31 protein-coding genes are annotated in these 25,121 nt (G+C 57.9%); 17 read left to right on the top strand and 14 right to left on the bottom strand.

Annotation, left to right across the window (positions count from 1 at the left end; all coding sequences use genetic code 11):
• Positions 1 to 15 precede the first annotated feature (15 nt).
• Complete coding sequence (locus HX818_RS30255; RefSeq protein WP_177021306.1) at positions 16 to 1,230, top strand: MFS transporter; 1,215 nt, start codon at positions 16 to 18, stop codon at positions 1,228 to 1,230.
• Positions 1,231 to 1,242: 12 nt separating this feature from the next.
• On the opposite strand, the gene HX818_RS30250 is transcribed toward HX818_RS30255, so the two are convergent.
• From HX818_RS30250 to HX818_RS30240, 3 genes are all read right to left on the bottom strand, one after another.
• On the bottom strand, positions 1,243 to 1,653 hold the full coding sequence (locus tag HX818_RS30250) for a hypothetical protein (protein WP_177021305.1): 411 nt from the start codon (positions 1,651 to 1,653) through the stop codon (positions 1,243 to 1,245).
• Positions 1,654 to 1,831: 178 nt separating this feature from the next.
• Positions 1,832 to 2,707 (bottom strand): HNH endonuclease, encoded by an 876-nt coding sequence (locus HX818_RS30245; RefSeq protein WP_177021304.1) that lies wholly within the window; start codon positions 2,705 to 2,707, stop codon positions 1,832 to 1,834.
• A gap of 221 nt (positions 2,708 to 2,928) precedes the next feature.
• The gene (locus HX818_RS30240; protein WP_218173956.1) at positions 2,929 to 3,483 is read right to left on the bottom strand and encodes a GNAT family N-acetyltransferase; all 555 of its coding nucleotides are present in this window, start codon (positions 3,481 to 3,483) and stop codon (positions 2,929 to 2,931) included.
• 119 nt (positions 3,484 to 3,602) lie between these two features.
• On the opposite strand from HX818_RS30240, the gene HX818_RS30235 reads away from it, so the two are divergent.
• From HX818_RS30235 to HX818_RS30225, 3 genes are read left to right on the top strand one after another with little or no spacing between them, the layout of a single operon-like run.
• Entirely contained in the window at positions 3,603 to 4,730 is a 1,128-nt protein-coding gene (locus tag HX818_RS30235) for a saccharopine dehydrogenase NADP-binding domain-containing protein (RefSeq protein WP_177021303.1), read from the top strand.
• 3 nt (positions 4,731 to 4,733) lie between these two features.
• Complete coding sequence (locus HX818_RS30230) at positions 4,734 to 5,207, top strand: DUF2269 domain-containing protein (RefSeq protein WP_177021302.1); 474 nt, start codon at positions 4,734 to 4,736, stop codon at positions 5,205 to 5,207.
• Between the two features lie 33 nt (positions 5,208 to 5,240).
• Positions 5,241 to 5,588, top strand: coding sequence for a hypothetical protein (locus HX818_RS30225; RefSeq protein WP_177021301.1), 348 nt, complete (start codon positions 5,241 to 5,243; stop codon positions 5,586 to 5,588).
• Between the two features lie 8 nt (positions 5,589 to 5,596).
• Here the strand turns inward: HX818_RS30225 and HX818_RS30220 are convergent, their stop codons facing one another.
• The 4 genes from HX818_RS30220 to HX818_RS30205 are packed head-to-tail and all read right to left on the bottom strand — an operon-like array spanning position 5,597 to position 8,473.
• The gene (locus tag HX818_RS30220) at positions 5,597 to 5,965 is read right to left on the bottom strand and encodes a DoxX-like family protein (RefSeq protein ID WP_177021300.1); all 369 of its coding nucleotides are present in this window, start codon (positions 5,963 to 5,965) and stop codon (positions 5,597 to 5,599) included.
• Positions 5,962 to 6,414 (bottom strand): thiol-disulfide oxidoreductase DCC family protein, encoded by a 453-nt coding sequence (locus tag HX818_RS30215; RefSeq protein WP_177021299.1) that lies wholly within the window; start codon positions 6,412 to 6,414, stop codon positions 5,962 to 5,964. The genes HX818_RS30220 and HX818_RS30215 overlap by 4 nt, the downstream gene beginning before the upstream one ends.
• Positions 6,415 to 6,438: 24 nt before the next feature.
• Positions 6,439 to 7,098, bottom strand: coding sequence for an aspartate/glutamate racemase family protein (locus tag HX818_RS30210; RefSeq protein ID WP_102368498.1), 660 nt, complete (start codon positions 7,096 to 7,098; stop codon positions 6,439 to 6,441).
• A 37-nt stretch (positions 7,099 to 7,135) separates the two neighbouring features.
• Positions 7,136 to 8,473, bottom strand: coding sequence for an MFS transporter (locus HX818_RS30205; protein ID WP_177009656.1), 1,338 nt, complete (start codon positions 8,471 to 8,473; stop codon positions 7,136 to 7,138).
• Positions 8,474 to 8,839: 366 nt separating this feature from the next.
• Here HX818_RS30205 and HX818_RS30200 point away from each other — a divergent pair, with 366 nt between their 5' ends.
• Positions 8,840 to 9,481: a hypothetical protein gene (locus tag HX818_RS30200; protein WP_256344133.1), complete on the top strand. Its 642-nt coding sequence runs from the start codon at positions 8,840 to 8,842 to the stop codon at positions 9,479 to 9,481.
• A 112-nt stretch (positions 9,482 to 9,593) separates the two neighbouring features.
• Here HX818_RS30200 and HX818_RS30195 read toward each other — a convergent pair whose 3' ends face one another.
• Positions 9,594 to 9,836, bottom strand: a complete 243-nt coding sequence (locus tag HX818_RS30195) for a hypothetical protein (protein ID WP_177021298.1) — start codon at positions 9,834 to 9,836, stop codon at positions 9,594 to 9,596.
• A gap of 609 nt (positions 9,837 to 10,445) precedes the next feature.
• Here HX818_RS30195 and HX818_RS30190 point away from each other — a divergent pair.
• The 5 genes from HX818_RS30190 to HX818_RS30170 all read left to right on the top strand — a co-directional run bounded on the left by HX818_RS30190 (position 10,446) and on the right by HX818_RS30170 (position 14,581).
• Positions 10,446 to 11,489: a helix-turn-helix domain-containing protein gene (locus HX818_RS30190; RefSeq protein WP_371315758.1), complete on the top strand. Its 1,044-nt coding sequence runs from the start codon at positions 10,446 to 10,448 to the stop codon at positions 11,487 to 11,489.
• 111 nt (positions 11,490 to 11,600) lie between these two features.
• The gene (locus tag HX818_RS30185) at positions 11,601 to 12,056 is read left to right on the top strand and encodes a hypothetical protein (protein WP_218173958.1); all 456 of its coding nucleotides are present in this window, start codon (positions 11,601 to 11,603) and stop codon (positions 12,054 to 12,056) included.
• Between the two features lie 321 nt (positions 12,057 to 12,377).
• Positions 12,378 to 13,028, top strand: coding sequence for an FMN-dependent NADH-azoreductase (locus HX818_RS30180; RefSeq protein ID WP_177021296.1), 651 nt, complete (start codon positions 12,378 to 12,380; stop codon positions 13,026 to 13,028).
• Between the two features lie 185 nt (positions 13,029 to 13,213).
• Complete coding sequence (locus HX818_RS30175; RefSeq protein ID WP_177021295.1) at positions 13,214 to 13,642, top strand: hypothetical protein; 429 nt, start codon at positions 13,214 to 13,216, stop codon at positions 13,640 to 13,642.
• 705 nt (positions 13,643 to 14,347) lie between these two features.
• The gene (locus HX818_RS30170) at positions 14,348 to 14,581 is read left to right on the top strand and encodes a hypothetical protein (protein WP_003214497.1); all 234 of its coding nucleotides are present in this window, start codon (positions 14,348 to 14,350) and stop codon (positions 14,579 to 14,581) included.
• Between the two features lie 22 nt (positions 14,582 to 14,603).
• Here HX818_RS30170 and HX818_RS30165 read toward each other — a convergent pair whose 3' ends face one another.
• Positions 14,604 to 14,936 (bottom strand): DUF6124 family protein, encoded by a 333-nt coding sequence (locus HX818_RS30165; protein ID WP_177021294.1) that lies wholly within the window; start codon positions 14,934 to 14,936, stop codon positions 14,604 to 14,606.
• Positions 14,937 to 15,262: 326 nt separating this feature from the next.
• Positions 15,263 to 15,391 carry a hypothetical protein gene (locus HX818_RS31360; protein ID WP_256346389.1) on the bottom strand — a complete coding sequence of 43 codons (129 nt, stop codon included), beginning with the start codon at positions 15,389 to 15,391 and terminating at the stop codon, positions 15,263 to 15,265.
• 114 nt (positions 15,392 to 15,505) lie between these two features.
• Between HX818_RS31360 and HX818_RS30160 the strand changes: the two genes are divergently transcribed.
• From HX818_RS30160 to HX818_RS30140, 5 genes are all read left to right on the top strand, one after another.
• Positions 15,506 to 16,105 (top strand): hypothetical protein, encoded by a 600-nt coding sequence (locus HX818_RS30160; RefSeq protein ID WP_177021293.1) that lies wholly within the window; start codon positions 15,506 to 15,508, stop codon positions 16,103 to 16,105.
• Between the two features lie 48 nt (positions 16,106 to 16,153).
• Entirely contained in the window at positions 16,154 to 16,546 is a 393-nt protein-coding gene (locus HX818_RS30155; RefSeq protein WP_008438809.1) for a hypothetical protein, read from the top strand.
• Between the two features lie 124 nt (positions 16,547 to 16,670).
• Entirely contained in the window at positions 16,671 to 17,111 is a 441-nt protein-coding gene (locus HX818_RS30150) for a TspO/MBR family protein (protein ID WP_076016149.1), read from the top strand.
• A 147-nt stretch (positions 17,112 to 17,258) separates the two neighbouring features.
• Positions 17,259 to 18,158 carry an alpha/beta hydrolase gene (locus HX818_RS30145; protein WP_177021322.1) on the top strand — a complete coding sequence of 300 codons (900 nt, stop codon included), beginning with the start codon at positions 17,259 to 17,261 and terminating at the stop codon, positions 18,156 to 18,158.
• A 33-nt stretch (positions 18,159 to 18,191) separates the two neighbouring features.
• Complete coding sequence (locus HX818_RS30140; RefSeq protein WP_008438795.1) at positions 18,192 to 18,575, top strand: cytochrome c; 384 nt, start codon at positions 18,192 to 18,194, stop codon at positions 18,573 to 18,575.
• Positions 18,576 to 18,690: 115 nt separating this feature from the next.
• On the opposite strand, the gene HX818_RS30135 is transcribed toward HX818_RS30140, so the two are convergent.
• Genes HX818_RS30135 through HX818_RS30125 form a run of 3 tightly spaced genes read right to left on the bottom strand, consistent with a single transcriptional unit; the run spans position 18,691 to position 21,809 of the window.
• On the bottom strand, positions 18,691 to 19,902 hold the full coding sequence (locus HX818_RS30135) for a YeeE/YedE family protein (protein ID WP_177009663.1): 1,212 nt from the start codon (positions 19,900 to 19,902) through the stop codon (positions 18,691 to 18,693).
• A 22-nt stretch (positions 19,903 to 19,924) separates the two neighbouring features.
• On the bottom strand, positions 19,925 to 21,130 hold the full coding sequence (locus HX818_RS30130) for an arabinose transporter (RefSeq protein ID WP_177021292.1): 1,206 nt from the start codon (positions 21,128 to 21,130) through the stop codon (positions 19,925 to 19,927).
• 22 nt (positions 21,131 to 21,152) lie between these two features.
• Positions 21,153 to 21,809 carry an O-methyltransferase gene (locus HX818_RS30125; RefSeq protein WP_102368514.1) on the bottom strand — a complete coding sequence of 219 codons (657 nt, stop codon included), beginning with the start codon at positions 21,807 to 21,809 and terminating at the stop codon, positions 21,153 to 21,155.
• Positions 21,810 to 21,938: 129 nt separating this feature from the next.
• On the opposite strand from HX818_RS30125, the gene HX818_RS30120 reads away from it, so the two are divergent.
• Complete coding sequence (locus HX818_RS30120; RefSeq protein ID WP_177021291.1) at positions 21,939 to 22,577, top strand: TetR family transcriptional regulator; 639 nt, start codon at positions 21,939 to 21,941, stop codon at positions 22,575 to 22,577.
• A 34-nt stretch (positions 22,578 to 22,611) separates the two neighbouring features.
• Here HX818_RS30120 and HX818_RS30115 read toward each other — a convergent pair whose 3' ends face one another.
• Complete coding sequence (locus HX818_RS30115) at positions 22,612 to 24,003, bottom strand: aldehyde dehydrogenase family protein (protein ID WP_177021290.1); 1,392 nt, start codon at positions 24,001 to 24,003, stop codon at positions 22,612 to 22,614.
• Between the two features lie 104 nt (positions 24,004 to 24,107).
• On the opposite strand from HX818_RS30115, the gene HX818_RS30110 reads away from it, so the two are divergent.
• Positions 24,108 to 24,983: a LysR family transcriptional regulator gene (locus HX818_RS30110; RefSeq protein ID WP_003214475.1), complete on the top strand. Its 876-nt coding sequence runs from the start codon at positions 24,108 to 24,110 to the stop codon at positions 24,981 to 24,983.
• Positions 24,984 to 25,121: the final 138 nt, after the last annotated feature.

The raw sequence follows: 25,121 nt of genomic DNA, 5'->3' as shown, positions 1-25,121 counted from the left end.
CAGGAACCGACGCTGATGCTCGCTGCCTTCAGACACTACCCGTTTTCGGTCAATCTGCTGCTGTCGTCTGCGTTGTTCCTGACCCTGGGGCGCGCCATTACCCTGCCGTATATGGTGATTTATCTTTCATCCAACTTCACGTTGGGCATCAGCGAAATCGGCCTGGTGGTGGGCGGTGCAATGCTCGTCGGTTCGTTGCTGAGCCTTTACGGCGGCTACCTGACTGACAAAATCTCCAGCTACCGATTGATCCTCAGCTTCACGGGGTTTTTCACCGTCGGCTTCATTGGCATGTGCGTCACGTCGCACCTGTGGCTGTTTTTCCTGTTTCTGGTGTCGTTCAACTTCGCCTATTCAGTGATCGATATCGTGGTCAAGGCCGCGTTTGGCAAACTGCTGCCGGAAGCCGAACGCGGCAAAGTGTTTTCGGTGCGCTACACCCTGATCAACATTGGTTACGCAGTGGGGCCGTTCATTGGCGCCGGGCTCGCGCACATGGATATGAAACTGCCGTTCCTGGTGTCGGCGATCCTGGGCATGGGCTTCTTCCTGACCTATATGGTGTGGGGCGACAGGAGCCTCAGCTCCGCCGACCCGGCCAATGCCCCGGTGTCGTTCGTCGCGGTGGGGCGCATTCTGCTCAAGGACTATCGCCTGGTCTGCTTCACGGTGGGCGGCGCGTTGAGCGCCGTGGCGTTCGGCCAGTTCACCGGCTACATCTCGCAATACCTGGTGACCACAAGCACGCCGGAATTTACCTACCGGGTCATCAGCTCGGTGGTGGCGGTCAATGCGACCGTGGTGATCTGCCTGCAGTACATCGTGGGCAAGCGCATTACCAACGAGCATCTGAATCAATGGCTGACGGCGGGCTTCAGCCTGTTTCTGCTGGGCGTCGTCGGTTTTGCGCTGTCCACCACCGTGCTGCATTGGGCGTTGGCCGTGGCGATATTCACCGTGGGCGAAATCATCGTGTTCCCGGCCGAGTACATGTTTATCGACCGCATCGCACCGGAGCACCTGCGCGGCATGTATTACGGCGCGCAAAACCTGTCCAGCCTCGGCGGTGCGCTGGGGCCGGTGCTGTGCGGGTTTGCCCTGGCAACGCAGTCGGCGCATTTCATGTTCTACATGCTCGCGGCGTTTATCGTGGCGGGCGGGTGCTTCTATCTGATGGGCGCCTCGTATTCCAAACGCTACGACACAGGACGCGGTGATCGTGGGCAATAAGAAAAATAGGGATCATAAAAACGAGAATGAGAGAGTGGCGCCTAACCGAGCAATGGCAGCTAGCGTAGAGGGAGGCAGAAAACCGCCTTCCTGGTCCTCGGAGTACTTGACCGGCAGTACCAAATTGATCTCGAAGAAGTCTGGATTGATCTTCTGTTTAGCCTCACTTAAATGATCGACACCACCCAAGCTATCTAAAAGTTTCGGGATCATTTCATCCAGCCGACAGCCTTCAATAAAATTTACCTCATAGCTGGCGAATGACCGTTTTAGCAACGTCGAGACGCCGTGTTTGGCAGGTTTTCCACGGATTCCAGAGAGGCCAGAAGGAGCTCCAATGATGGACTCTACGTCCTCAAGAGTGAGAGCAAAACCTCGAAAAGTTAATGATGCAGACCTGATTACATGTCTCGACTTCGTCATAGGGTTTCCGCTCAATAGTGAAACGCGTCTGAAATCAGTGTAGAGAAAACTAGGGGGCAGACCACATCTAAAATAATGTTGGTATCACCCCGACTTTACAATTTAGAAGACATGTCCTCATTTGGCGTCTAAAGTGAACCAGCCGCCCGAATATGGGGTGAAGGTTTCCAATTATGGGCTAACATTTGAATTCACTGTTTTGCAGCTGCAGCGGATGGCTCGCATCCAACAGTTGCTTCAGTTCATGCCTTTCTAGCCATGGTCTGCGCCGATGCAACATCCTATGGCAGTTGGAACACACCATGGCTAGATCCTCAACCTGTGTATTCTCCCCGTCCTCGTGTAGCGTGCTAATGGGTTTGATGTGATGCGCCTCAATAAAGTCAGCACCAATCCGACCGTATACACTTTGAAAGTCCATCCCGCAGCACTCGCATATCAGGCGACCATACGTCTTCAAGGCAAGCAGCTTTGCTTGTCGAACAAGTTCCGTATTTCGCTCTCTCAAGAAGTGCAGCGTTTGCTTCATCTTTCCCTCTGGAAAACCATCACGCGTACTGGGTTTGTCTGGGTCAAGTGAGTCCGCTTTTTGCCTACTATTAGCGAGGGAGAACAGTTCGTTAATAAAATCATCAACCTCTTCCGGTCCAGATGGTATGGATATGGCGACGACATCTGACAGAAATGCTTCTATGAAGTATTGCTTTCTCTCCCAGTTCCTACTGTCATGCTTGGTTGGGGAGTATTTCCAACTCAAAACAACTTCGTCCCCTTCGCCTTGGGTCTTATGTATCTCTGCTATGGGGCCAGCTCTAGATTCGGGGAAAATAACAACATAAAAGTTGCCGTTCACTTTCCAATCTATAAGCACTATCCACATCCCAACACTCTGCTGGTTTATGAATAGAAAGGCGCCTTCACACGGCTTGCCATCGGCCCATTGGTGGAAATCAATCAAATCGCCTGAAGCATATGATTGCTCGAGCTTATATCTACTTCTACCTTCTGCGATAAACAAAAGATTAGAAATGCTTTTCGCGATACTTTGATCCATAAATCCGTCCCTGATAGCCAAGTAGATGATGTATTTAGGTCTGCGACCACTCAGGCATAGGTAAAAACAAGCCAACGGGGCGCATTAAATCTACCTCCCTGTAGTTTTCTTAGCTCTCGAGTGTTTAGAACATCGCAAGACTAACCACGGAAAGATTCGCTATCAACCTGGTTCTACATAGCTATGACGACCTGCTGCTCTCGGCCGATCGCTGTCCATCTTTAGAGAATTGGCAACGCCCCATCACTCAGAGGCCTATGCATCCGATGCCGGTAGATCAGGTCATCAAAAAACTGCCCATTAATTTGATAAGCATCGCCCTCACGCCGCTCAAACACGAAACCGCACTTCTCCAGCAGGCGGCAAGAAGCGGCATTACCCTCGGTCACAACAGCTTTCAGCACCTTCAACCCAAGTATGTCGTGGGCATAATCCATAACCCGTCGCAGCGATTCAACACCGTAACCCTTCCCGTGTTGCCCGCTGAGGAACAAGTAGCCGACTTCTGCCGTCGCTTGTTCATCCGGCTCCAGCTTCAATCCCGTGACCCCAACGGCACAACCACTTTGCCGGTCGAACACGACCAGGCACAACCAATGCCTGGAGCCTGGCAACCAGTGCGGTAACCGGGATTCAAATCTCTCGCGGGTTTCGGTTTCGGACGGGGCGTCGCAGACGTACTGGATCACCGTCGGGTCGGTGTGCAACGCGAGGAATAAATCCCAATCGCCGGCTTCCAGTTGCCGCAGGTAAAGCCGCTCGGTGTATAGCTCCATTATTTGACGCCCCCTGTTGATCCTGGCTCAAGCGGTTAAACAAATCGGGTATCTTTAGCCGCCTCAGCCGCAGTCTGCCTCAGGCTCAGCGCATGATCGATAGTTTAGGGAAAAATGGAATGACACTCAGGGTGATGGTGGTCGGTGGCTACGGCAATTTCGGCAGCATCGTTTGCCGGCATTTGGTGGCGGCGCCGGGCATTGAACTGGTGATCTCCGGCCGCGACCCACACAAGTTGCAGCGTAAAGTGGATGAGCTGAAAAGCCAGTCGGGCACCGGCTGCGAAGGCTGGTGCGGCGATGCCATGGGCTCCGGGTTCGCGTCCGTGTTGCGGTCGATGAACATCCAGTTGGTGATCCACACCGGCGGGCCGTTCCAGGGGCAATCCTATGCGGTCGCCCAGAGTTGCATCGACGCGGGCGTGAACTACTGCGACCTGTCCGACTGCCGCACGTTCGTCAATGGCGTGAGCGTGCTGGATGCACAAGCCCGGCAGGCATGCGTGGCGATCCTCAGTGGTTGCAGCTCCGTGCCGACGTTGTCGTCCGCCATCATCGATCAGTACCGCTACCGCTTTACCCGCATCGACGCGATCGAGCACGGCATTTCTTCCTCGGCCAAGATGCCGGGCCTGTCCACCGTCGAAGGCGTGCTGGCTTATGCGGGCAAACCGATCAAGCAACTCCGGCATGGCCAGGTGCATGAAGTGCTGGGCTGGCAGGACCTGACGCTGCGCAAGATGCCTAAGCTCGGCACGCGGGTGTTGGCCAATGTGGACGTGCCCGACATGGACATCTTCGCCAGTCGCTATGGCGCCCACACGTTGAGCTTCAAGGCTGGCGCGGGGCTCAAGCTGGGTGGTGTCGCCAACTACCTGCTGGCCCAGGCGCTGCGCACGGGAATCGTGCGTGACCATGTCGCCTGGGCCGCGCGCCTGCATCGGCTGGGCACCTGGTTCGAGCGCTTTGGCGATGGCAAAAGCGCGATGTACATCGACGTGATGGGCCTCGGCACTGAAGGGCAGCCGCTGTCCCTGGCGGTGCAACTGACGGCCCTGAATGACAAAGGCCCGGAAATTCCCAGCTGCGCCACCGTTGCCCTGGCCCTTAAAATCGCCCAAGGCTACGTGCCTGAACCCGGTGCGCGGCCGTGCGTTGGCGAAATCACCGTCGACGAATACATGGCTGCCATCAACGACCCGGCGAACCTCAGCCTGGCCGTGCATTTCTCTGACGGGCAGGGCTGACCCATGCTCTATCTGGGCCTGAAGTACATTCACATCATCGCGGCGATTTTCCTGTTCGGCTTCGGCATGGGCTCGTACCTGTACCTGATCGCCGCAAGCCGTTCGGCCAACCCGCAAGTGATCGCCCAGGTGGCGCGGATGGTGGTGCAGTTTGATACCTGGATTACCACGCCGGCGGGCTTTATCCAGATCATCACCGGCTTTCTGCTGATCAAGCTAGCCGGGCTGCCGTTGACCACTGAATGGGTGCTGACGTCGCTGATCATCTTCCTGTGCGTGGGCGCGCTTTGGCTGCCGGTGCTGGTGCTGCAGAAGCGTTTGCAGCAGATGGCGCTCAGTGCGGCCGAGACGGGCAGCGCGCTGGATGAGGGATACCGTAGCGTTTACCGGAAATGGTTCTGGATGGGCGTTTTCGGGTTTTCGGGGATGTTTGTGATCGTGCTGATCATGGTGACGAAGATCACGCCGTGGCAGTAGATTGGGCTGTGTTGCTGATAAAAGGAACTGCCAATGAGTGAAACCGAAATCCAATCCACCTCACCGGATGATCACTACCGGGTCGAGGTGACGCCCTGGGAGGCGCGGAATACGCAGTGGGTGTGTTCACCGCGGATTGTGGATACGTGGCAGGGGAGCTGTGTTTTTCAGTTTGAGGACGCTCGTTGGTCGGCGGATCAGTCGGTGTGGCTAAACCCGACCACAGTGGAGCTCAAGTTGCGCAGGTTCCCGGGAGATAAAACAGGGCAGGGCGTGTGTGTGGTGATTGATTGTGCGGGGCTTGTCGCACGTTTGGGCGATGGCAGCGTGGTTGAGTTATCAGTGCTGGAAGCTGCGCTTGACGCCATTGAGCTGAAATAAACCCCCGTTCAGGGCTTGGTATTCCAAGCCACTGCACACAACGCCAACCCCGCCACATTCAGCGACACTGGATTGAACGCCTCCCTGAGCATTGCCGGGCTGAACACCGCCACATCCACCAGCAGCCCCGCCAGCGCCGCCGCAGCCACTGCAATCGGCCAGGCGCTGCGTGGTGAAAGCAGTATCCATAGCGCCAGGACAATTTCCCCAACCCCCGCCAGCGTGGCGAACACCTGCACTTGCTGGATCCCGTGAGCCTGGATCATTGTCCGCTCGCCCCGGCTCAACCACAGCAGCTTCGGCACCAGCCCATGGTAGGCAAACATGAACGCCAGGCTGCCTCGGGCGATCCAGTTGATGCGCACCAAGGTATTCATGGCTGTTCCTTCAAAAAACGCAGCGCATGATCCGGATCCGGCAACAGGCAGGTGTCGTATTTCCCGAAGAGCCGATAGCGATTACGCGCGATGCGATCATAAGCCCAATCCCGAAGGAAGCGCGGGATGGCGCGCAGCACCAGCAATGGGCGCCAGCGGGCAGGCAGTTGCGCAATGATTTCAAACACCGCCTCCGAACGCTCCCAATACTGCCGGTCGCGGATCACGGCGAGGGTGTCGAACTGATCCAGCGGCAACCCGGCCCAGGCCAGTAGCGCCTGACCTTCGGGCGACTGAACGGCCGCCAACCGCACACGTTGGTCGTGGTCGTGGCGAATCAGGAACCTCGCCCAGCCGTTGCACAGCTTGCACACACCGTCGAACAGCACCACGGTTTCGCCGGGCTTGAGGAGTGGTGCGGGAGTAGGCCGGGTGTGGGAGGCGGGCATCAGCGTGGGTCCAGTCGGGCCGGGTTAGCCTGGATCATACCCGCGTTCGGCACGACTCAGTGCAGCCCTCAGCCCCGTCGATGCACTGGTGAGTGGAGCAGGGCCCGTCGTTACAAGCGAAGAGGCTTCGCTCATGGACGCTTGCGCCAGTGCCACGATAGACGCGCCATCCCCATAGGCACGGTCCGCAGCCTTGGCGATGGTCGCGAGATAACCGTGCAGGTCGCCCGCCTTGAACATCGCCCATGCCCCCGGAACCAGTTGCACCTCCACCGACGCCCCGGTGTGCTGGGCCATCTGGTAAAACAAGCGAGCAGTCGGCTCGAGTGTGGTTTCGACAGCGCACAACACCACCACCTTCCCGCCAGCTTGAACCGCCGCGAATGCCAGCGCTTCATCTGCCCGCAAAATCGGCACCGGGGTGTGAGTACCGGCAAGTTCAACCACCGGGCCCAGGGTCGAACAGGTGAGCACCACTGCATCGCAGTGCTGAGCCAGGGCAACCAGCGCCAGCTGCGTTTCCTCGGCTATGCCTGCGGTCAGCTTACCCGCGCATTCGACCGCTGCCAGAAGATCGGCCCGGACTGCATGGTGCAAAACCCGTGACCTGATCCCCAGCGCTGCTGCGGCAGCGTCAAACACGGCAATGTTGCTCTCGGCGGTATGCAGGCAGGTAATACGCATCGCTCGGGTCTCCGGCACTTTTGAACACCCGCCGACTTTAACGCGACAACACCGGCGCTGCGCCTTTTTCCTCCACGCCCACCTCATGCAGCGAAATCCGCGACGTCTCCGGCAACGCCAACCCGCCCGCCAACGCCAGCACCGCCACCGCAATCAGATAAAACGCCGGCGACAGGTTGCTGCCCGTGGTACTGATCAACCACGTCGCCACCAACGGCGCCGTACCGCCAAAGATCGTGTACGCCATGTTGTAGGTAATCGCCGAAGCCGTATACCGAGTGCGTGTCGGAAAGGTCTCCGACAACAACGCCGCCGTCACCACTCCACACAGCACCGCGCCCACCGCCAGCAACATCACCCCTACCACCGATGCCGCGAACGACCCGGAACTGGCCATCAGGAACGACGGGTACACCACCACAATCAACAACACACACGCCGTCATCACCGTGACCCGACGCCCCACCCGATCCGAATACAACCCTGCCAGCGGGCAGATCGCCGCCGCGAAAATCAGCGCAATCAGCGACACCAGCAACGCCACCGCCCGACTCAAGCCACCCGCCACCTGCAGATACGTCGCGAAGTAGGTGGTGAACATATAAAACGACAACGCCGTGAGCGACACAAAAGCGCCCAGGCAACAGATCGCCGCACCATGGTTGCGCAAGGTTTCCCTGAGGGGAGAGTGCGCGACCGCGTGCTCCTGCTTCACCGCCTGGAAGGCCGGCGTCTCATCCAGCTTCCAGCGCAGGTAAAGCCCCACCAGCCCCAGCGGCGCAGCGATAAGGAACGGCAAGCGCCAGCCCCAGCTGCCCATCGCCTCGGCGGACAGCGAAGCCTCCAGTGCGTACGCCACCACGGCCGCCGCAGCGAACGCAGAAAACGTCGACACCGGCACAAAACTGCCATACCAGGCGCGCTTGTCACTGGGCGCGTGCTCCATCAGATAGGCACAGGCCCCGGCGTATTCGCCCCCGGCGGAAAAGCCCTGGGCGCAGCGAATCAACGACAACAGAATCGGTGCCGCTACACCGATGGCGGCATAGGTGGGCAGCAGGCCGATCAGCGTGGTGGCGCCCGCCATCAGCAAAATCGTCATGGCCAGCGTGCGTTTGCGCCCGATCCGGTCGCCGAGCATGCCAAAGAAAATCCCGCCCAGGGGCCGGAAGGCGAAGGCCACCGCGAACACCGCAAAGGTCTTGAGCAACGCTGCGCTGGCGTCACCGCTGGGGAAGAATTGCTGGGCGATGGTGGTGGCGAGAAAGCCGTAGACGGCGAAGTCGAACCACTCCACGAAGTTACCGATACCGGCGGCGATGATCACTCTGCGCAGGGTTTGGGGGCTGACCTGTTCGGTGGATGGGCTCGTCATGGGGGAAGGCCTCGGCGGTGGTAAGGGGATGCTTGATTATCGGGGGCGGGGATTGGGCGGCGGGGCTCAAAAGAGTCGTCCGCGTAGTCAGTAGCGACTGGGTGGGAGTGATGCAGGCAGGATTTGGGCCAGGTAAGGCGGGGAGCTATCCAGGCAGGGGGTGGGTGATTTCTACGCAAGGACCACAACGGAAAAGGGGTCAGACCACGTTTTCACTATCTGCCAGATGTAAAAGACAGTTCGCCGAGAGAAGTTTCGTGTGCCTTGATTCCCGAATGAGGATGAAGAAGACTCCATCAATTATCTGAGGTCGAACCAACGACCGAAGTTGTCGAAGTGGGATTACTTTTGAGCATGGGGCCGCCGATGCAGGGAAAAACGTTCGAGATAGTGCGAATAGATCAAATCCACGAAATTGTTTCGCCAACCATAGAGTCACTTTTACAGCCGTTAGGATTCGAAGTTCAGGGCCCGCTGTCCTGGCTTCGTAGCGTCGATGCTCCCATTCGCCAACTCTTTCGCCTTGAGCAGTGGAAAGGCGGCGCGCTAGCGCCGTCATGGGCTCTGTCACTGGACTTCGTTCCCCATCTTTCCGGCAATGAAATCAAATGGCACAGGACGTCAAAATCAGCACGACCTGATCTGACTTTCGATGTGCGCGATCGAGCGTTTGATATCTCATGCAGCTACGGACCTGATGCCATAGCAACCAGCGCACCCAATATCCTCCGGGCTGCCATTCCAAAAGCTGAATCGTTTTGGGACGAGGCTCGTTCGATAGCCGACCTGCCTGGTGCTTTCGAGCGGGTCAAGCAGCATTTGTCGACGGGTGGCCTGGGTTTCTACAACTACATACAACATCCTCTTGCATACGCGTTTGTATTGGCCATGAACGGCAAGCCCGATACAGCCGAAGAAGAGTTTCAACGCTATTCACAGCGTCTTTCAGAGGCGGCTCGAAAAAAACTCCGCAAGCTATTCATTGATGCAGGCGGTCACCTTGGCTAAGCGAGTACGGCTTTTTCAACAGAATCGGCCAGAAGCGGCCGCTCATGACCGACCGCTTCCGACCCAAAGCAGACGTCGAGGGCGGGCTTCTGAGAATGGTCGCTAAGACGATTTACGTGGAAAAGGTAAGTACTCTTGCCTCTTGAGTATCTGCTATGAACGCATTGACTTGCTCTTGCGGATGTGGGGAAAGCTCTGGGTATTCATCCGCAAGGTATTCGGTGACCGCATCTTCTTCCCAAGGGCCGAGCGAAGTCATGTAGTCAGGGTACTGATTTTGAATTTCTCTCCATGATTGGTAAGGATGCTTGGAGAGCAACATGACTGTTCGGGTGTAGATAATATGAATCTGCACGAATCTAATTCCGTATGTTGACGTCTGGGGCACCGCCAGGCGAGTTTAAATCCTTTTCAAGACTGTCTTCCTGTCAGCAGCTTCTGCCTGAAGAAAAGTGGTTGGCTGGACGTCCTCCTCTGGCCGCTTGCTGCCCCTCACGACAGGCAGAAATCGGCCAAACGCGGACAGCCTCACTGGGACTGGGCTGGTATCCCTGAGGCTCGAAAGCACCTATGAAACTCGGGGCGATTCAGATATACCTTGGTTAGGCGGATCGCGCGCAGTCCGCTCACGACGAGATGCACCAGCACAAGATTAGGTGGCCACAACGCTAGGTACCCGCATAGATTAATTAGCGGAAGGTCAACAAAGTGATTGATCCCTCCACTGATGCCTGTGTCATGCTACGACCGTAGCGTGAATATGGCGATCTCGTCGCTTTTGCGATATCGATTACTTGGCTGTGTTCTACGACACAAAAGGCCGCCATGGCTTCAGCTATCTGCTGCCACGATAGGATTTGAACAGCGTTACGCAATAAATACGTAATCGGCCTGGAGAGTCCAATCTGATTCAGACGTGAATTTTTCATTTTTGAATGTCCGACCACTATAAATGGTACTTCTTGTGCAGAACTCCCTTTATTCCTTCAGTACCGAACCCTACTCACCTCAAGAGCGGTTTGAAGCCTGGAGGGAGGAAGTCAACGCAATCTTCGATATCAACATCGGTGAACTGCAGTCGTCAGCTTTCAACTACCGCCTGCTGACACGTTATCTGGGTTCGTTGCTGATGGGCTGCGGCACTTGGAATGGTACTGGGGAGCCAGTTCACTACAAGGTCAAGCGCACTGCGCAGATGATCCGCCGCGATGGCATGGACCACTACTATATATGTTTGGGACTCTCCCACTCGATCAATGGTTCTGCCGGGCGAACATCACTGGTGGCCGGGTATACGCAGGTATATGTGCTGGACCTAGCACGCGAGCTTGACTGCGTTATCACGGCGGGAGATACGATTATCCTTACTATTCCGCGAGATATGTTGACTAGTCGTTTGGGCAACAAGAACCTTCACGGTCTAGTACTGCAAAGAGGTATGAGTAACCTGCTTGCAGACCATATGCGTGCCTTGCGGCATCGTTTGCCCAGCTTTGACGACGACGACATCCCTCATGTGCAAGAGGCGACGCTTGCTATGGTGTCCGCCGCAATAGCGCCCTCCATGGTCAATCTTGAAAACGCAGAACCTGAGATTGATCGCACACTGCTCACTCGCGCCAGGCATTTGGTCGAACAGCACCTACAAAACCCTGCCCTGTCGCCGGAGTTCATATGCCGGCACTTGGGGGTCTCCAGAGCTCAGCTCTATCGAATATTCACCCAGCATGAGGGAGTTGCTGCATATATCCAGCTTAGGCGATTGAATAAGGCAAGGCTCATAATCCAAAGTGATTACAGAGCGCAGCACAAAATTTCAGGACTAGCGTTCCAGTTTGGCTTTAAAAGTGACGCACACTTCAGCCGTACCTTCAAGAAGGCGTTTGGTTATTCGCCGAAGGATGCCCGGGAATGGGCAGCTGCGAACCCGCCTAAGGAAAATACCAGCTACAGTGCCCGGCAGCCCGGATTTTCGCTGCGCACCATACTGGACCAAATGAAGCAATAGTGAGACACCCAGACAAGTAGTTGAGACGTAGGGACAACAACATTTCCTCCAGGCCTTCAGCGCCGTTTTATAATCAGCTCTCGTTTGAAACCCTGAGTAATGGAGAATGTTATGGGAAAACGAGTGCTCAATCGAAGCCTCATCGGAGCTGTGGCGACTATTATTTTGTTGTCGGGATGTGCGGATGGCGTTAACCATTTGTCGCTTCCAGGAATAGAAGGCAAACCGGGACCGGATATATCATTATTTGACTCGGCCTACGTAAAAAGCCATGTCATCGTTGGTAAAACCACTGCCCAGGAATTGACAGCACTCTACGGTGAGCCGGGAGATCGGTCGATATCTTCAGACGGAGGCGAGCAATGGGACTACCATCCCTCCTCTACGATGAACGAATCCATGCGCAAAGTGTTGGGGCTCGTTGCCAACCGTATGCCTACCTCTGACTACGAAAACGCTTTGAATACGAAGAGCACAGCGATCGATAATATTGCTCCGAAACAGAAAAACACTCGCCTGAGCATCCACCTAAAAAACGGGGTGGTGTCGTATTACTCCCTCTCATGATCTGAATGCTTGCGACCCTATGAGAGCATAAATAACGACTCCACGCCATCAGGGCCTTTAATGCTTCCAACCATATAGCGCAAGAAATCCCTGGCAAAAGTTTCCATGACAAAGAGTTTTTGGATATTCCAAATATCGACTTATTTGTATCTCATGCGACCCATTATGATTATAGGCATGGTGATATTAAAACCATTCAAGAGGCCGCCTCAACACTGTACACCCTTGGTATTCAAGACGAGACATGAGCGCGCACTATATATGGCGACCTCCCCATAACTATATGTCTTTAATGATAATCGCCTTTGCGAGTAAAGGAATATGACAACGCTTTTGCATATTGATGTCAGCAATCGTGGTGATCGATCGTTGAGCCGAAGCCTTTCTGAAGCCTTCGTCCGAGCTTGGATAGAAGTTGACTCTGCTGTTCAAGTGATTGTGCGCGATATCGGTGTTAACCCGCCGCCATTTATTACGGACGCTTGGCTTGGAGCCGTATTCACAGCCCCAAGCCAGCTCACCGTTGATCAGGTAGAGCAGCTTAAGCTTTCCGACATGCTAATCGAGGAAATCGATAGGGCTGACGTGATTGTCATCGGTAGTCCCATGCACAATTACGGCATGCCTGCCGCGCTCAAAGCTTGGTTCGACCAAGTGATTCGTGCAGGCAAAACCTTCACCTTCGACCTGGCTCGAGGTGACTTTCCGGTGCAGCCAATCATGCATGGCAAGACGTTGGTGTTCCTGAGTTCAAGAGGAGAGTTCGGTTTTAACCCCGGCGGAATCCGGGAAAAAATGAATCACTTGGATCCACATGTGAAAACCTGCGCTGATTACCTTGGGGTGGATAAGACATATATCATTAATGTTGAATTCCAAGGATTTGGTGATGCACGTCATACCGCTTCGAAGGACAATGCTTTTAAGACGATTAACAGTTTAGCTGCCGAACTGGTTAAAAACTTTCGGTGACGAGTTAAACCTCAGCAGACTCGATATATCGATAAAAAAACAACCTTAAAAATCTATTTTCACAATCTCAACTTGCGCTTTAATTTTTTAGGCCGCAGACGTATTCCACCCCAATATATTGTCCGACACTTGGTGCGCGCAGCCATAGGAGTGTCAGCCTGTACACCTCAGATCCTGGAGAAACAATGAAAAACTTAAAAGCCGCTCGCATCTTTATCATACTCTCCGGCGGGATATTGCTGTCAGGTTGCGAAATAATGGCAAACGGAGTGCCAACCGTTCCCGACTTGATAGTCAAGAGCCAGCTAGAGGGTTCCAATATAAATGATGCATTCAAAAAATATGGAAAACCTCAGTCAATTACAAAAACGCCTGACGGTCAGTCGATAGCAAAGTGGGATTATATTGATACATGGAATGTGAATACCAGCTCTAACACTCTTGGCCCAGGCCCCGGGGGAGCAGTAGTAGTCACACCAACCTATTCGTCATCAACTCGAAGTTCAGAATGCATAATGGAGCTACAGTTCAACAACCAAAACATTATTACAAGCTTTAAAACATGGAAGAGCGATCGACTCGCATGCAATAATTTTTACTATAAAAACAAGTAGCTTCATACTATTATTTTTCAGAGCCACCAAAGGTTCAGTAGCGTTACAAGCGGGCCGGCAGGCTCATAAAATCTCATTAACCTACGCCCGTATAATGCTGCACAACCCAATAACTCGAGGCCCTTTGAGGTGTTATGTAAGCTCGAGTGAGTTATCGCACGCCCTCCGTCAGCTCTCACTAAAAGTTTACTTATAGCCACGAGATCACATACACCAGAACGATTCAGTAGATGTAGCACTTTTCATGATGTAAGAGACATCGCAGAACTCGGCCTGGTACCAAAATGATCCTCAAAAAGGATTAGCTCAGATCCAGCGAATTTCTCACGGGTTTTCATCGAATTATCCACATTTAGAACCCGTGTAGACCTGCGGCATTCAAGCTCACCCCACTCATCCACTCATCCTCATCGGTCAGGGCAATACGCCTGGTCGTACGACGCAACAACGATGTCGATAGTGCGGCTTCAGAGCCAACAGCAGCCAGAGGGATGAACGGTTCTGGATCGGTTTGCCGACGATGAGTCGAAAGCGGTCACTTTCGAGCGGCTGCTTTTGGCCGAAACCGGCCCTTTAATTCCCATACCGGTCTACCATGGCCCCCCCGGCAGTGGTTCCACGCGCTACCGACCTCAATCTCAAGGTATCGCCCATGACCTTTTCACCCCGCATCACCCCATCCCGCACCTCATCCGAGGTATCCCAATGAGCATCGACCAAATCAGCCTCCCAAAAGGCGTAGGCCCGCAGGCCATCAAACTCCTCGACGCCATCACCGGTGCTGACACCAAAGAAGACCTGAACCGCGCAGGCGGCAAGGCCGAAGGTTTTGTATTGGGTCTGGAAAGCGCCAAGGCCATCAAAAGCCAAATCGCCGAGTCGTTGTATGTGGCATACGACGACGCGGCGAGTAATCGGTTGGGTGAGTTGAAGGGCTAGTCCCGCAGGACCTCGTTGGGCTTCACGCCCGAGGTGTTTCGCGGTCCATCAGTTTGCCGATCAGCAGTACGCTCAATTCGCTCAGTTGGTGTATGGCCAATGCCACGTCGCGGTCTTTGCCGGTCAGTTCGTCGGACAGGTCGAGCAGCAGGGCGCTGACGGAGGTAACGGTTTCATAGCTGTTGGCGATCAGGATTTCGCTGCTGACGCCGGAGGTGACGCTGAAGAGGGCGGTTGCCTCTGGGGCTTTCTCGGCATCAGTGCCGGGATTGAGGTAGTGATCAATGGCGCGCTGGGCAGCCTGGTGGAGTTTTAGATCCGGTTTCTTCGGAGGATTCGGGGTTACTTTGAACATTCACGCAATTCCTGACTTGGGGCTGACCCCATTCGCTACTAAACGAAAAGGGTGGCAGCTGCACGCAGGTTAGTAGACCGGGGAATTACGCAAAGCCGGCGCGCCCGAAGGCGCCCTACGCACAGCCACCATCAAGCACAGACAGGAACGTCTGATTGATGAAGCTCATGCACTAAGCGCAATTCAACTAAGGGCTACTAAACCCGATCACTGAGTTTTCAGCGACCGAGCAACCTTAGAGATGACCAACCAGGTGCACAAGCCGGCGGATTCTGACGTAAGCGTAGGCAATGGAGCAAGGTGCTACGGCCTACGCAAAGTCTCCTTTATCCCGCAAATGCAACCACCAGCCCGTCGGCCTTTACGGTCCATTCACCGTTCAAACCGTGCTCCAGCACTTCGGCTGTGGCCGCGAACAATTGCCAGTCGGACGTTTCCGAAATCTGTATTTCCATAAAGTTTCGCCAAGAGGTACTTGTCGTAGAATGTGACAAAACCTGCGCAGCTTTCAAAGGAATGGCCCCCTGGCAACCCGCGCAACGACCTGCCGTGCCCGTTATGGAAAACCTATGCGCTCTTATCGCCTGTTGTACGTGTTACTGGCCCTGATCCTCAGCGGCTGCAGCATTCCGTATCAAACACCCGAAGCCCGGCAGCAAATCGAGCACGACCTGCAGATTCCCCCCGGTTCGGTGCGGGCCCTGAGCCGGACCAACTGGTGCTACTTGCCCTACGGCTCGGAGAATGGCGGCGATGGCCAGTGCCGTGCCACTCAGGGGCTGGGCGTTCTGGTGGACGATGGCTTGATTCTGAGCACCTATTCCAGTGGTCGTTATCAGCGCTTTATCACGCTGCGTACCCGCGATGTGTTGTGCGTGAAAACCTTCCGCAGCCGTGAAGCCGCCGCGGCGTTTTTCGCGTTCACTCGGGCGGGGGCTGCTCAGATAATTCCGCTGACGGCCGAGGGGCAGTTCAATACGCCGGTGAAAATCCAGTTTCTGGATTACCTGCTCGGTGAGAACCAGCCGGGCGATCTGACCACCGACAAGACCTATGTGCGTGACACCGGCAAAAATGCCTACTCCGTCGGGATCATTCCAGGTACGAAAATTCCGTATGTGTCTGCGGTGGCGGCGACGGAAGTGTTCAATCCCTGTCCGGAAAAGTAGTCGCCGGCAGTAACCCAGCGCGTATGAATCACTATCAAGGAGAGCGACATGGCGGGTGGCGAGATTGGGTGTGGTTCGTTTCAGGGCAGCGACAAGTCGGGATCGGCCTTTGAGGCGGTGCTGGACGCGCTGCCGTTGCAGGCGCGGGACTGGGTCGAGGCGGCCAGGCAGCAACTGGACTCGGCTGACGTTGTGCTGCTGGAGGTTGATCATGCGCAGGGCTTGCTTCCCTTTTTGAAGGACTACCAAACACGCTTGATCGCCGATATCGGGCACGATGATTGGGAGCGGGCCGCGCGGGATGAAGCGGCGTCGTTTGATGATGTGGCTGCCAAGTGGGGCGCGGGCAAGGGCTGGCGACTTTATTGTGTACGGGATCTGGTCCGTGCTTGTGAGCAGTCGGCGGTGGAGCAGCAGCCTGTTTACATCGCGTTCAGCTAGGGCATCTGTGGCGGGGCACGGAGCAAAGAAAAATACACTTTTTGCTGCGTGGGGCGTCCAACCCTGAAACCGCCGTCAAGGCTTTCATCTCCAGGCAGCTGCTCTCAGCTAAGGACCGATCATGGTGACGTTGTTTATTTTTCTTCTGGCCTGCGGTGCTGCTGCGAGCACCGGCATTATCTTCAAACCGGGCGACTGGTACGCCACCCTGGTCAAACCCAGCTTCACCCCTCCCAACTGGCTGTTCCCGGTCGCCTGGACCATCATCTACCTGCTGCTGGCTTGGGCTGGCTATCGCTTGACCCTGATTCCCGGCAGCGAAATCGTGCTGGCTCTATGGGCCGCACAGATCGCACTCAACACCCTGTGGACGCCCGTGTTCTTCGGTGCCCACCGGATTTTCGCCGGGATGGTGATCATCACGCTGCTGTGGCTGGTAGTGGCCGCCATGGTGCTGCTGACGGTGCGGCTGGATTTGATCACCGGGCTGATCCTGTTCCCGTACCTGGTGTGGCTCAGCGTTGCGGCTGCGTTGAATTTCTCCATCCTGCGCAATAACCGCTGAGCCTGGCGGCGTGGGCAGAGAGCGGAAACATCATTGCCATGATGCCCACGCACACTGGCCAAGGTGAACATCTCTTTTAGAGATAGAGGGAATATCGAATTGGGAACTCACACGCTGTGGCCTGCTGAAGAACATGAACTGGCGCAAATGCAGCGCTTTAACCAGAAGCTCGCCTGGATGCCGCGCTTTCGCATCCGCAACCGCGTGACGCCCCGGGTGATCCAGGCGCTGTTGCGCTCCAGTCAGATGGTGGCCGGCAACAAGTTGCTCAAGCATGGCCTGCAGGCTGAAAGCCGGCGGGTGGGCTCGGTGCCGGTGCGCATCATCCGGCCGAAGGGCAAGGCCAGGGGCGTGGTGCTGGATATCCATGGCGGCGGCTGGGTGATCGGCAATGCGCAGATGAATGACGACCTCAACGTGGCCATGGTGAATGCGTGCGAGGTGGCGGTGGTGTCGGTGGATTACCGGCTGGCGGTGAATACACCGGTCGAAGGGATTCTGGAAGACTGTCTGGCCACGGCGCGCTGGTTGCTCGGGGACTGTGAGGAGTTCGCCGGCCTGCCGGTGATCGTTGTCGGCGAGTCTGCCGGGGGGCACCTGGCGGCGGCCACGCTGCTGGCGCTGAAGCAATCGCCCGAATTGCTGGCGCGGGTGAGCGGGGCGGTGCTGTATTACGGCGTCTACGATTTGACCGGTACGCCGAGCGTGCGCACGGCAGGACGCGAAACGCTGCTGCTGGACGGGCCGGGCATGGTGGAGGCGCTGCGTTTGCTGACGCCGGGCCTGAGTGACGAGCAGCGCCGGCAGCCGCCGTTGTCACCGTTGTATGGCGACCTTGCCGGGCTGCCGCCAGCGCTGATGTTTGTGGGGGAGCTGGACCCGTTGCTGGACGACACGCTGCAGATGGCCGAGCGATGGGCGGGGTCCGAAGTGTTTTTGTTACCGCAGGCGGCTCATGGGTTTATTCATTTTCCGACGGCGATGTCGGGCCGCGTGCTGGCTTACAGTCGCGAGTGGATAACGGGTCGTTTACGCTCGGTTGGTTGATATTGGATTTTTACAACAAGGCCACATGGAAAGATGAAAATAAGAAAGTCGTTCATCGCGTCGCTGGGGATTTTATCGCTGGTTCAAACGTCACTGTCCTTTGCGGACAACGCTAACGGTAAAAACATTTATCTGCAGCGCTGCGCCATGTGCCACGGCGCGGATATCAAAGGCACGGGACCCTTGGCGAATAAAAGCAATCCGCCTACGCCTGACCTGACAACGGCTACTTTCAAAAAACGCTTGAGTGATTATCCGGGCGTTATCGTGTCGTCCGTCATTCTTCGTCCAAATGGCGACCTGATTCCCAGAACGTTGCGGGAGAACGGTGTGAAGTTGTCACCGTTCACCTGGAAAGTTCAGGACTTCCGCGACTTGAATCAGTACATGAGCGGAGTGATTTCAAAAAGCCGATGATGCTGCTCGTTCCCACGCTCTGCGTGGGAATGCATACCGTGACGCTCCGCGTCACCAACAGCGGGACGCAGAGCGTCCCTGGCGGCATTCCCACGCGGAGCGTGGGAACGATCAGTCAGCAACCGCTCAACGCTACCTGCGGACGCTCACCTGCAAAGAAGAACGGCCGCAACCGCACGCCCACGCTATTGCCGATAAACGCCGCCACCAACCACACCCAGCCATGCAGGCTACCCGAGGCAATCCCGCTGAAGTACGCGCCGATGTTGCAGCCGTACGCCAGTCGCGAGCCGTAACCCAGCAGCAACCCACCGATCACCGCGGCGAACAGCGAGCGTGCCGGAATCTTCAGGCTTGGAGCGAAACGCCCGGCCAATCCCGCAGCCAACAGCGCACCGAGGATGATGCCGACGTCCATCACGCTGGTGACGTCTTCCCACACCGGCGCCGCCAGGGCCTTGGCATTGCCCGGCATTTGCCAGAACGCCCAGCTGCCTACGTCTACGCCCAACCCGCCGGCAACCTTGGCGCCCCACAGGGCGAACGCCGAAGTGATACCCCATGGCCGCCCGGCCAGTGCCAGGGTGGCGTAGTTGAGCAGGGCCAGGCCAATTGCGCCCCACACCAATGGCCATGGCCCGCGCAGGAAGCGGCGCAGGCCCTGGTGTTCGCTGGTGACGCCGGCTTCGAGTTGCCCGTGACGACCTTTTTCCAGGCGCACGGTGACTGCCGCGATGATGCCAAATACGGCCAGGCTCAGCAGCAAGGCCGGCACCACGCCGAAGCTTTTGACGATGGAAACCGCCGGGAACGAAGGCAGCGAGAACCACCAGTCGACGTGGTGAGTCGCAATCAACGAACCACAGATAAAGAAGAACAGCGTCACCAGCATGCGCGCGTTACCACCGCCCACAGTGAACAGGGTGCCGGACGCACAACCGCCGCCCAGCTGCATGCCGATGCCGAAAATGAATGCCCCGAACACCACCGAAACCCCGGCCGGTGCCACCAGCCCGACCACGGGCTGGCCGAACAGGGTGCCGGCCCCCAGCGCGGGGAAGAACAGCACCACGGCAATCGCCAGCATCACCATCTGCGCACGCAAGCCCGCGCCACGCCGGTCGGTGATGAACACTCGCCAGGCCGAGGTAAAGCCGAAGGCAGCGTGGTACAGCGTCAGGCCCAGTGCGGCGCCGACCACCAGCAACAGCACCTGGCGCGAGCCGACGCTGTTTTGCAGGAAGACGGCGCCGAACAGCAGGATGGCAAACGCCAGCAATGGCGCGACCGGCTTGCGCGCTGGGGTTGTGGACAGGGAAAGGCTCATCGGGAATCTCGGGTGATGTGGGTTAAGGGCGAGGTGGCGAAGTATAAACCTCGTGCTCCGCCACTGGCGCCTTGAAAAGCAACGCCAGCGCCACGATCACCGACAGCGCCACGGCCACTGCGCCCGCCAGGTACACCGATGCCACTCCGGCCATGCCGGCCAAGGCGCCGATCAGCGGGGTGCTGACCCCCAGCGAAATATCCAGGAACGCCACATACGCACCCATCGCCAGGCTGCGGGATTGGGGCGGCGCGCGCTTTATCGCCTCCACCCCAAAGCCGGGAAACGCCAGGGAGTAGCCGAAACCGGTCAGCGCCGCGCCCAGGTAGGCGGTCAAGGCGCTGTCTGCGCCCCAGATCAACAGCTGCCCGGCGGCTTCGATTATCACGCACACCAGCGCGACCTTGGCACCACCGATCTTGTCGGGCAGGTGCCCGAAGAAAATCCGCGCGCCGATAAACGCCAGACCAAAGGAGGTAAACGCCAATGACGCATTGCCCCAGGCCTTGGTGGCAAACAGCAGCGCGATAAACGCGGTAATCACGCCAAACCCGACGCTTGCAAAAGCCAGGCCCAACCCCGGTACCCACACCGAGCGCAGCACCTTGAAAAACGAGGTGCGCCGCTGGCTGGTGGGCGCAACGCCTTGCGCTCCGGCGACGATGGCCAGTGCCAGCAGCGGAATCACCATGGTCCCGACGGCGATCCCGCTGAAACCCCACTGGCTATTCACCGCCACCCCGAGGGGCGCGCCCAGGGCAAACGCGGCGTAGATTGCGATGCCGATCCAGGCCATGACCTTGCCGGTATTTTGCGGCCCCACCAACCCGACACCCCAGCCCATCGAGCCGGTCACGATCAGGCTTTCCCCCAGCGCCAGCACCACGCGCCCGGCGAGCAACACCCACACCGAGACCACCGGCGACGCCACAAACGCCAGGGACGCGAGGTAGATCAAGCCGGAGCTGGCCGCCACCAGCATGCCCACGAGCATGGCGCGCTTGGGGCCGCGCATATCGGCAAAATTGCCGGCCCAGGACCGCGACAACAATGCCCCGGCAAACTGCGCACCGATCACCACGCCCACCACCAGCGTGTCCATGCCCAAGGTGTTGTGCAGGTGCAGCGGCAGCACCGGCAGTTGCATGCCGATGATCAGGAACCCGACAAACACCGCCAGGGTGATGGGCAGTAATTTCAGTACCACAGGGCTTACCAATCCAGACATGAGTTGAATCCTCTGACGGGCATCAGCCCAGGCGAACGGAAAGCTCGACGTCGTCACCGATCGGCACCGACAGGTAGCCGTTTGCTGGCGAACGCACCCGGGCCAGGTAGTCGGGGCAGTAGTCGGTGTTGTCGGCGATGATCAGCGCGCCGGGCTTGAGGCGGCTTTCCACCAGGTTCAACACGTCGCCATACAGCGCCTTGGCGCCGTCGAGCAGCAGCAGGTCGACGCTGTCGGGCAGGCCGGTGGCCAGGGTAACCAGGGCATCGCCTTGGCGGATCTCCACGAGGTCGCTCACGCCGCCTTGTTCCAGGTGTTGCCGGGCGAGGGCGATCTTCGAGGGCTCGAACTCGCTGCTGATCAGCGCGCCGCCGCCGTTGTCCCGCAGGGCGGCCGCCAGGTGCAGGGTGGACAGGCCGAACGAAGTACCGAACTCGACGATGGCCTGCGCTTTGCTGCTGCGTGCGAGCATGTACAGCAGGGTGCCGGTGTCGCGGGAGACGGGCAACCACAGGTCTTTCAGCATTCCGTAGAGTGCCAGGTAGTCGGTCTTGCTGCGCATCAGGCGGTCGCGTTCTTCGTGGGTCACTGTGTTGATGATGGGGCTGGTGGCGGCATCGGCCTGTGTGTACAGCCGTTCAATCAGGGCCGCCATCGGGGCCGAGGTAAGCGTATTCATGGGGGTGTCCTGCTGCAGGTTGAGCGCCGTGAGGCGCCGGGCTAGTATGCGAATGATTCGTCGCATTTAAAGTATGCGAACAATTCGTCACATTCGCTATTCGCATTCCAACGGCAGCAGGAAGGCCCCATGACCGACCGCCAGACCTCGCAGATTTCCTCACGTAAAGAGCCCAAACAGGCGCGATCCACCGGGTTGGTGACGGCCATTCTCGAAGCGGCTATTCAGGTTTTGGCCAAGGAAGGCGCCAGCCGTTTCACCACCGCACGGGTCGCGGAAAAGGCCGGTGTCAGCGTGGGGTCGGTGTACCAGTACTTTCCCAACAAGGCGGCCATCCTGTTTCGGCTGCAGACGGATGAGTGGCAGCAAACCTCGCAGATGCTCAGCCGCATTCTGCAGGACGTAAGCCAGCCGGCCCTTGAGCGGTTGCGGGCGTTGGTGCATGCGTTTATTCGTTCGGAATGTGAGGAGGCGCAGATGCGGGTCGCCCTGAGCGACGCCGCGCCGCTGTACCGTGATGCGCCCGAAGCCCATGAGGTTCGCGCAGAAGGGCAACAGATTTTCCAGGCGTTCATGCTGGAGCTGCTGCCGCAGGTGCCTGAAGTCACCCGCGCTTTGGCTTGCGATTTGATCGCCACCACCTTCAGTTCGGTGGCAAAGGAATTCTCGGGAAGCCCGCGCACCGAGGCGCAAATAACCGCCTATGCGGACGCCATGGCGGATATGTTCGGTGCCTACGTGACGGTGCTGAACCAGACAGCACGATGACCCGCAGGGCGGGCCATCGTTTGCAGCGCTTGCCTTAGCGGCGGTTCAGCCACACGGTCTGCGCGTTGCAGAATTCCCGCACACCGAAGTGCGACAACTCCCGCCCGAAGCCGCTCTTTTTCACACCACCAAACGAGACCCGGGGATCGGACACGCTGTAGGCGTTGATAAAGATCCCGCCGGTTTCCAGTTGGTTGGCGATGCTGCGTGCCTTCTCTGGGTCGGTGGTGAACACACTGGCGGTCAGGCCGAACTCACTGTCGTTGGCGAGGGCCACGGCGTGCTCCGCATCGCGGGCGGTGATGATGGAGGCGACCGGGCCGAACAGTTCCTGTTTGAACGAGGTCATCTGGTTGGTGACGTTGGCCAGCACGGTGGGGGCGTAGTAGTTGCCCGCGCCTTCGACTTTGCTGCCGCCCAGCAGCAGGGTGGCGCCTTCGGCCAGGGTGGCCTGGACCTGGCCGTCGAGTTCGTCCCGCAGGTCGAAGCGGGCCATCGGGCCGATGTAGGTTTCGCTGGCGGTCGGGTCGCCCATCACCAGGTTGCGGCTGGCTTCGAGGAATTTGGCGGTGAAGGCTTCCACTACGCCTTCTTCGATGATCAGGCGCTTGGCGGCGGCGCACACCTGGCCGGAGTTCTGGAAACGGCCAATCAGGGCGGCTTGCACGGCTTCGTCGAGGTTGGCGTCGTTGAGCACGATGAACGGGTCGGAACCGCCCAGCTCCAGTACGCATTTTTTCAGCGCGGCCCCGGCCTGGGAACCGATGGCCATGCCGGCGCGCACGCTGCCGGTGAGGGTCACGGCGGCGATGCGCGGGTCGGCGATGGCTTTGGATACGCCGTCCTGGGTGACATTGATCACTTCGAACAGGCCATCGGCGAAGCCGGCGCGCTGGAAGGCTTGTTTCATCAGGTACGCGCTGCCCATCACGTTAGGCGCGTGCTTGAGCACGTAGGTGTTGCCGCTGAGCATGGTTGGCACCGCGCCGCGCAGCACTTGCCACACCGGGAAGTTCCACGGCATTACAGCGAGGATCGGGCCCAGCGGGCGGTATTCGATCTGGGCAGTGCCGTTGTCCACCAGGGTGGCTTCCGGGGCCAGCATGGCTGGGCCGTGGGCGGCGTACCACTCGGCGAGTTGCGCGCATTTTTCGATTTCGCCACGGGCCTGGGCGATGGGTTTACCCATTTCCAGGGTGATCATCTGGGCCATTTCTTCGGCCTGGTCGCGCAGGGTGCTGGCCAGGGCCAGCAGCAATTCGGCGCGCTGGGCGACGGGGGTATTGCGCCCGTTGCGGAAGGCGTTGATCGAGCGGGTGAGGGCGGCATCCAGCTGCGCCTCGGTTTCGTACGGGTAGCTGGCGACCGTTTCACCGTTGGCGGGGTTGATCGACAACGCGTGGGTCTGGGAGGAAATGGAGTTCATGGCACCGTCCTGCGCAGTGAATGGGATGGAGGCCAGCGTACGGGGCTGTATCTTTTTCGGAAACTGAATAATATTAAGCAATACGTTCACGTTTGGAGAATGACTTGGATCTGGTCCAGCTGGAAATTTTCAAAGCCGTTGCCGAGCAAGGCAGCATCAGCGCCGCCGCGCAGCTGATCCATCGGGTGCCGTCGAACCTGACCACGCGGATCAAGCAATTGGAGCAGGACCTGGGCGTGGACCTTTTTATTCGCGAGAAGAGCCGGCTGCGGTTATCGCCGGCCGGGTGGAATTTTCTCGGCTATGCGCGGCGCATTCTTGACCTGGTGCAAGAGGCCCGGGCGACGGTGGCGGGGGAGGAGCCCCAGGGCGCGTTTGCGTTGGGCTCGCTGGAGAGTACGGCGGCGGTGCGCATCCCGGCATTGCTCGCGGCGTATAACCAGAAGCACGCCAAGGTCGAGCTGGACCTGACCACCGGGCCGTCCGGGACCATGATCGAGGGTGTGTTGTCGGGGCGGCTGGCAGCGGCGTTTGTCGATGGGCCGGTGTTGCACGCGACGCTGGAGGGCGTGGCGGTGTTCGAGGAGGAGATGGTGGTGATTGCGCCGTTGCATCACGCGCCGATCACCCGGGGGCGGGATGTGAGCGGGGAGAGCATCTACACGTTTCGTTCGAACTGTTCGTACCGGCATCACTTCGAGCGCTGGTTTTCACAGGATGGCGCGGTGCCGGGGAAGATCTTCGAGATGGAGTCGTACCACGGGATGCTCGCCTGTGTGAGTGCCGGTGCCGGGTTGGCGCTGATGCCGCGGAGCATGCTGGAGAGCATGCCGGGGTTTACGGCGGTGAGTGTGTGGCCGCTGACCGATACGTTCCGGATTCTGAATACCTGGCTGATCTGGCGCCGGGGTACGGTGTCGCAGAGTCTGAACAGTTTTGTGCAGTTGCTGGAAGAGCGTGGCCTGGCCCTGGCATCGTAGCCGTAGCAGCTGTCGAGCCCCGGCGAGGCTGCGATGGCGTCGGCACAGTCGACATTTATGGTGCCTGACCCACCGCTATCGCGGCCTCGCTGAAGCTCGACGGCTCCCACATTTGGTCTTTGTCAGCCGCCAAATTGC

The sequence above is a fragment of the Pseudomonas sp. F9001 genome, from assembly GCF_013385435.1.
Classification (GTDB): domain Bacteria; phylum Pseudomonadota; class Gammaproteobacteria; order Pseudomonadales; family Pseudomonadaceae; genus Aquipseudomonas.
Note: the sequence above shows the minus strand (reverse complement) of the source record. Positions and strands in the feature narration are given on the sequence as shown.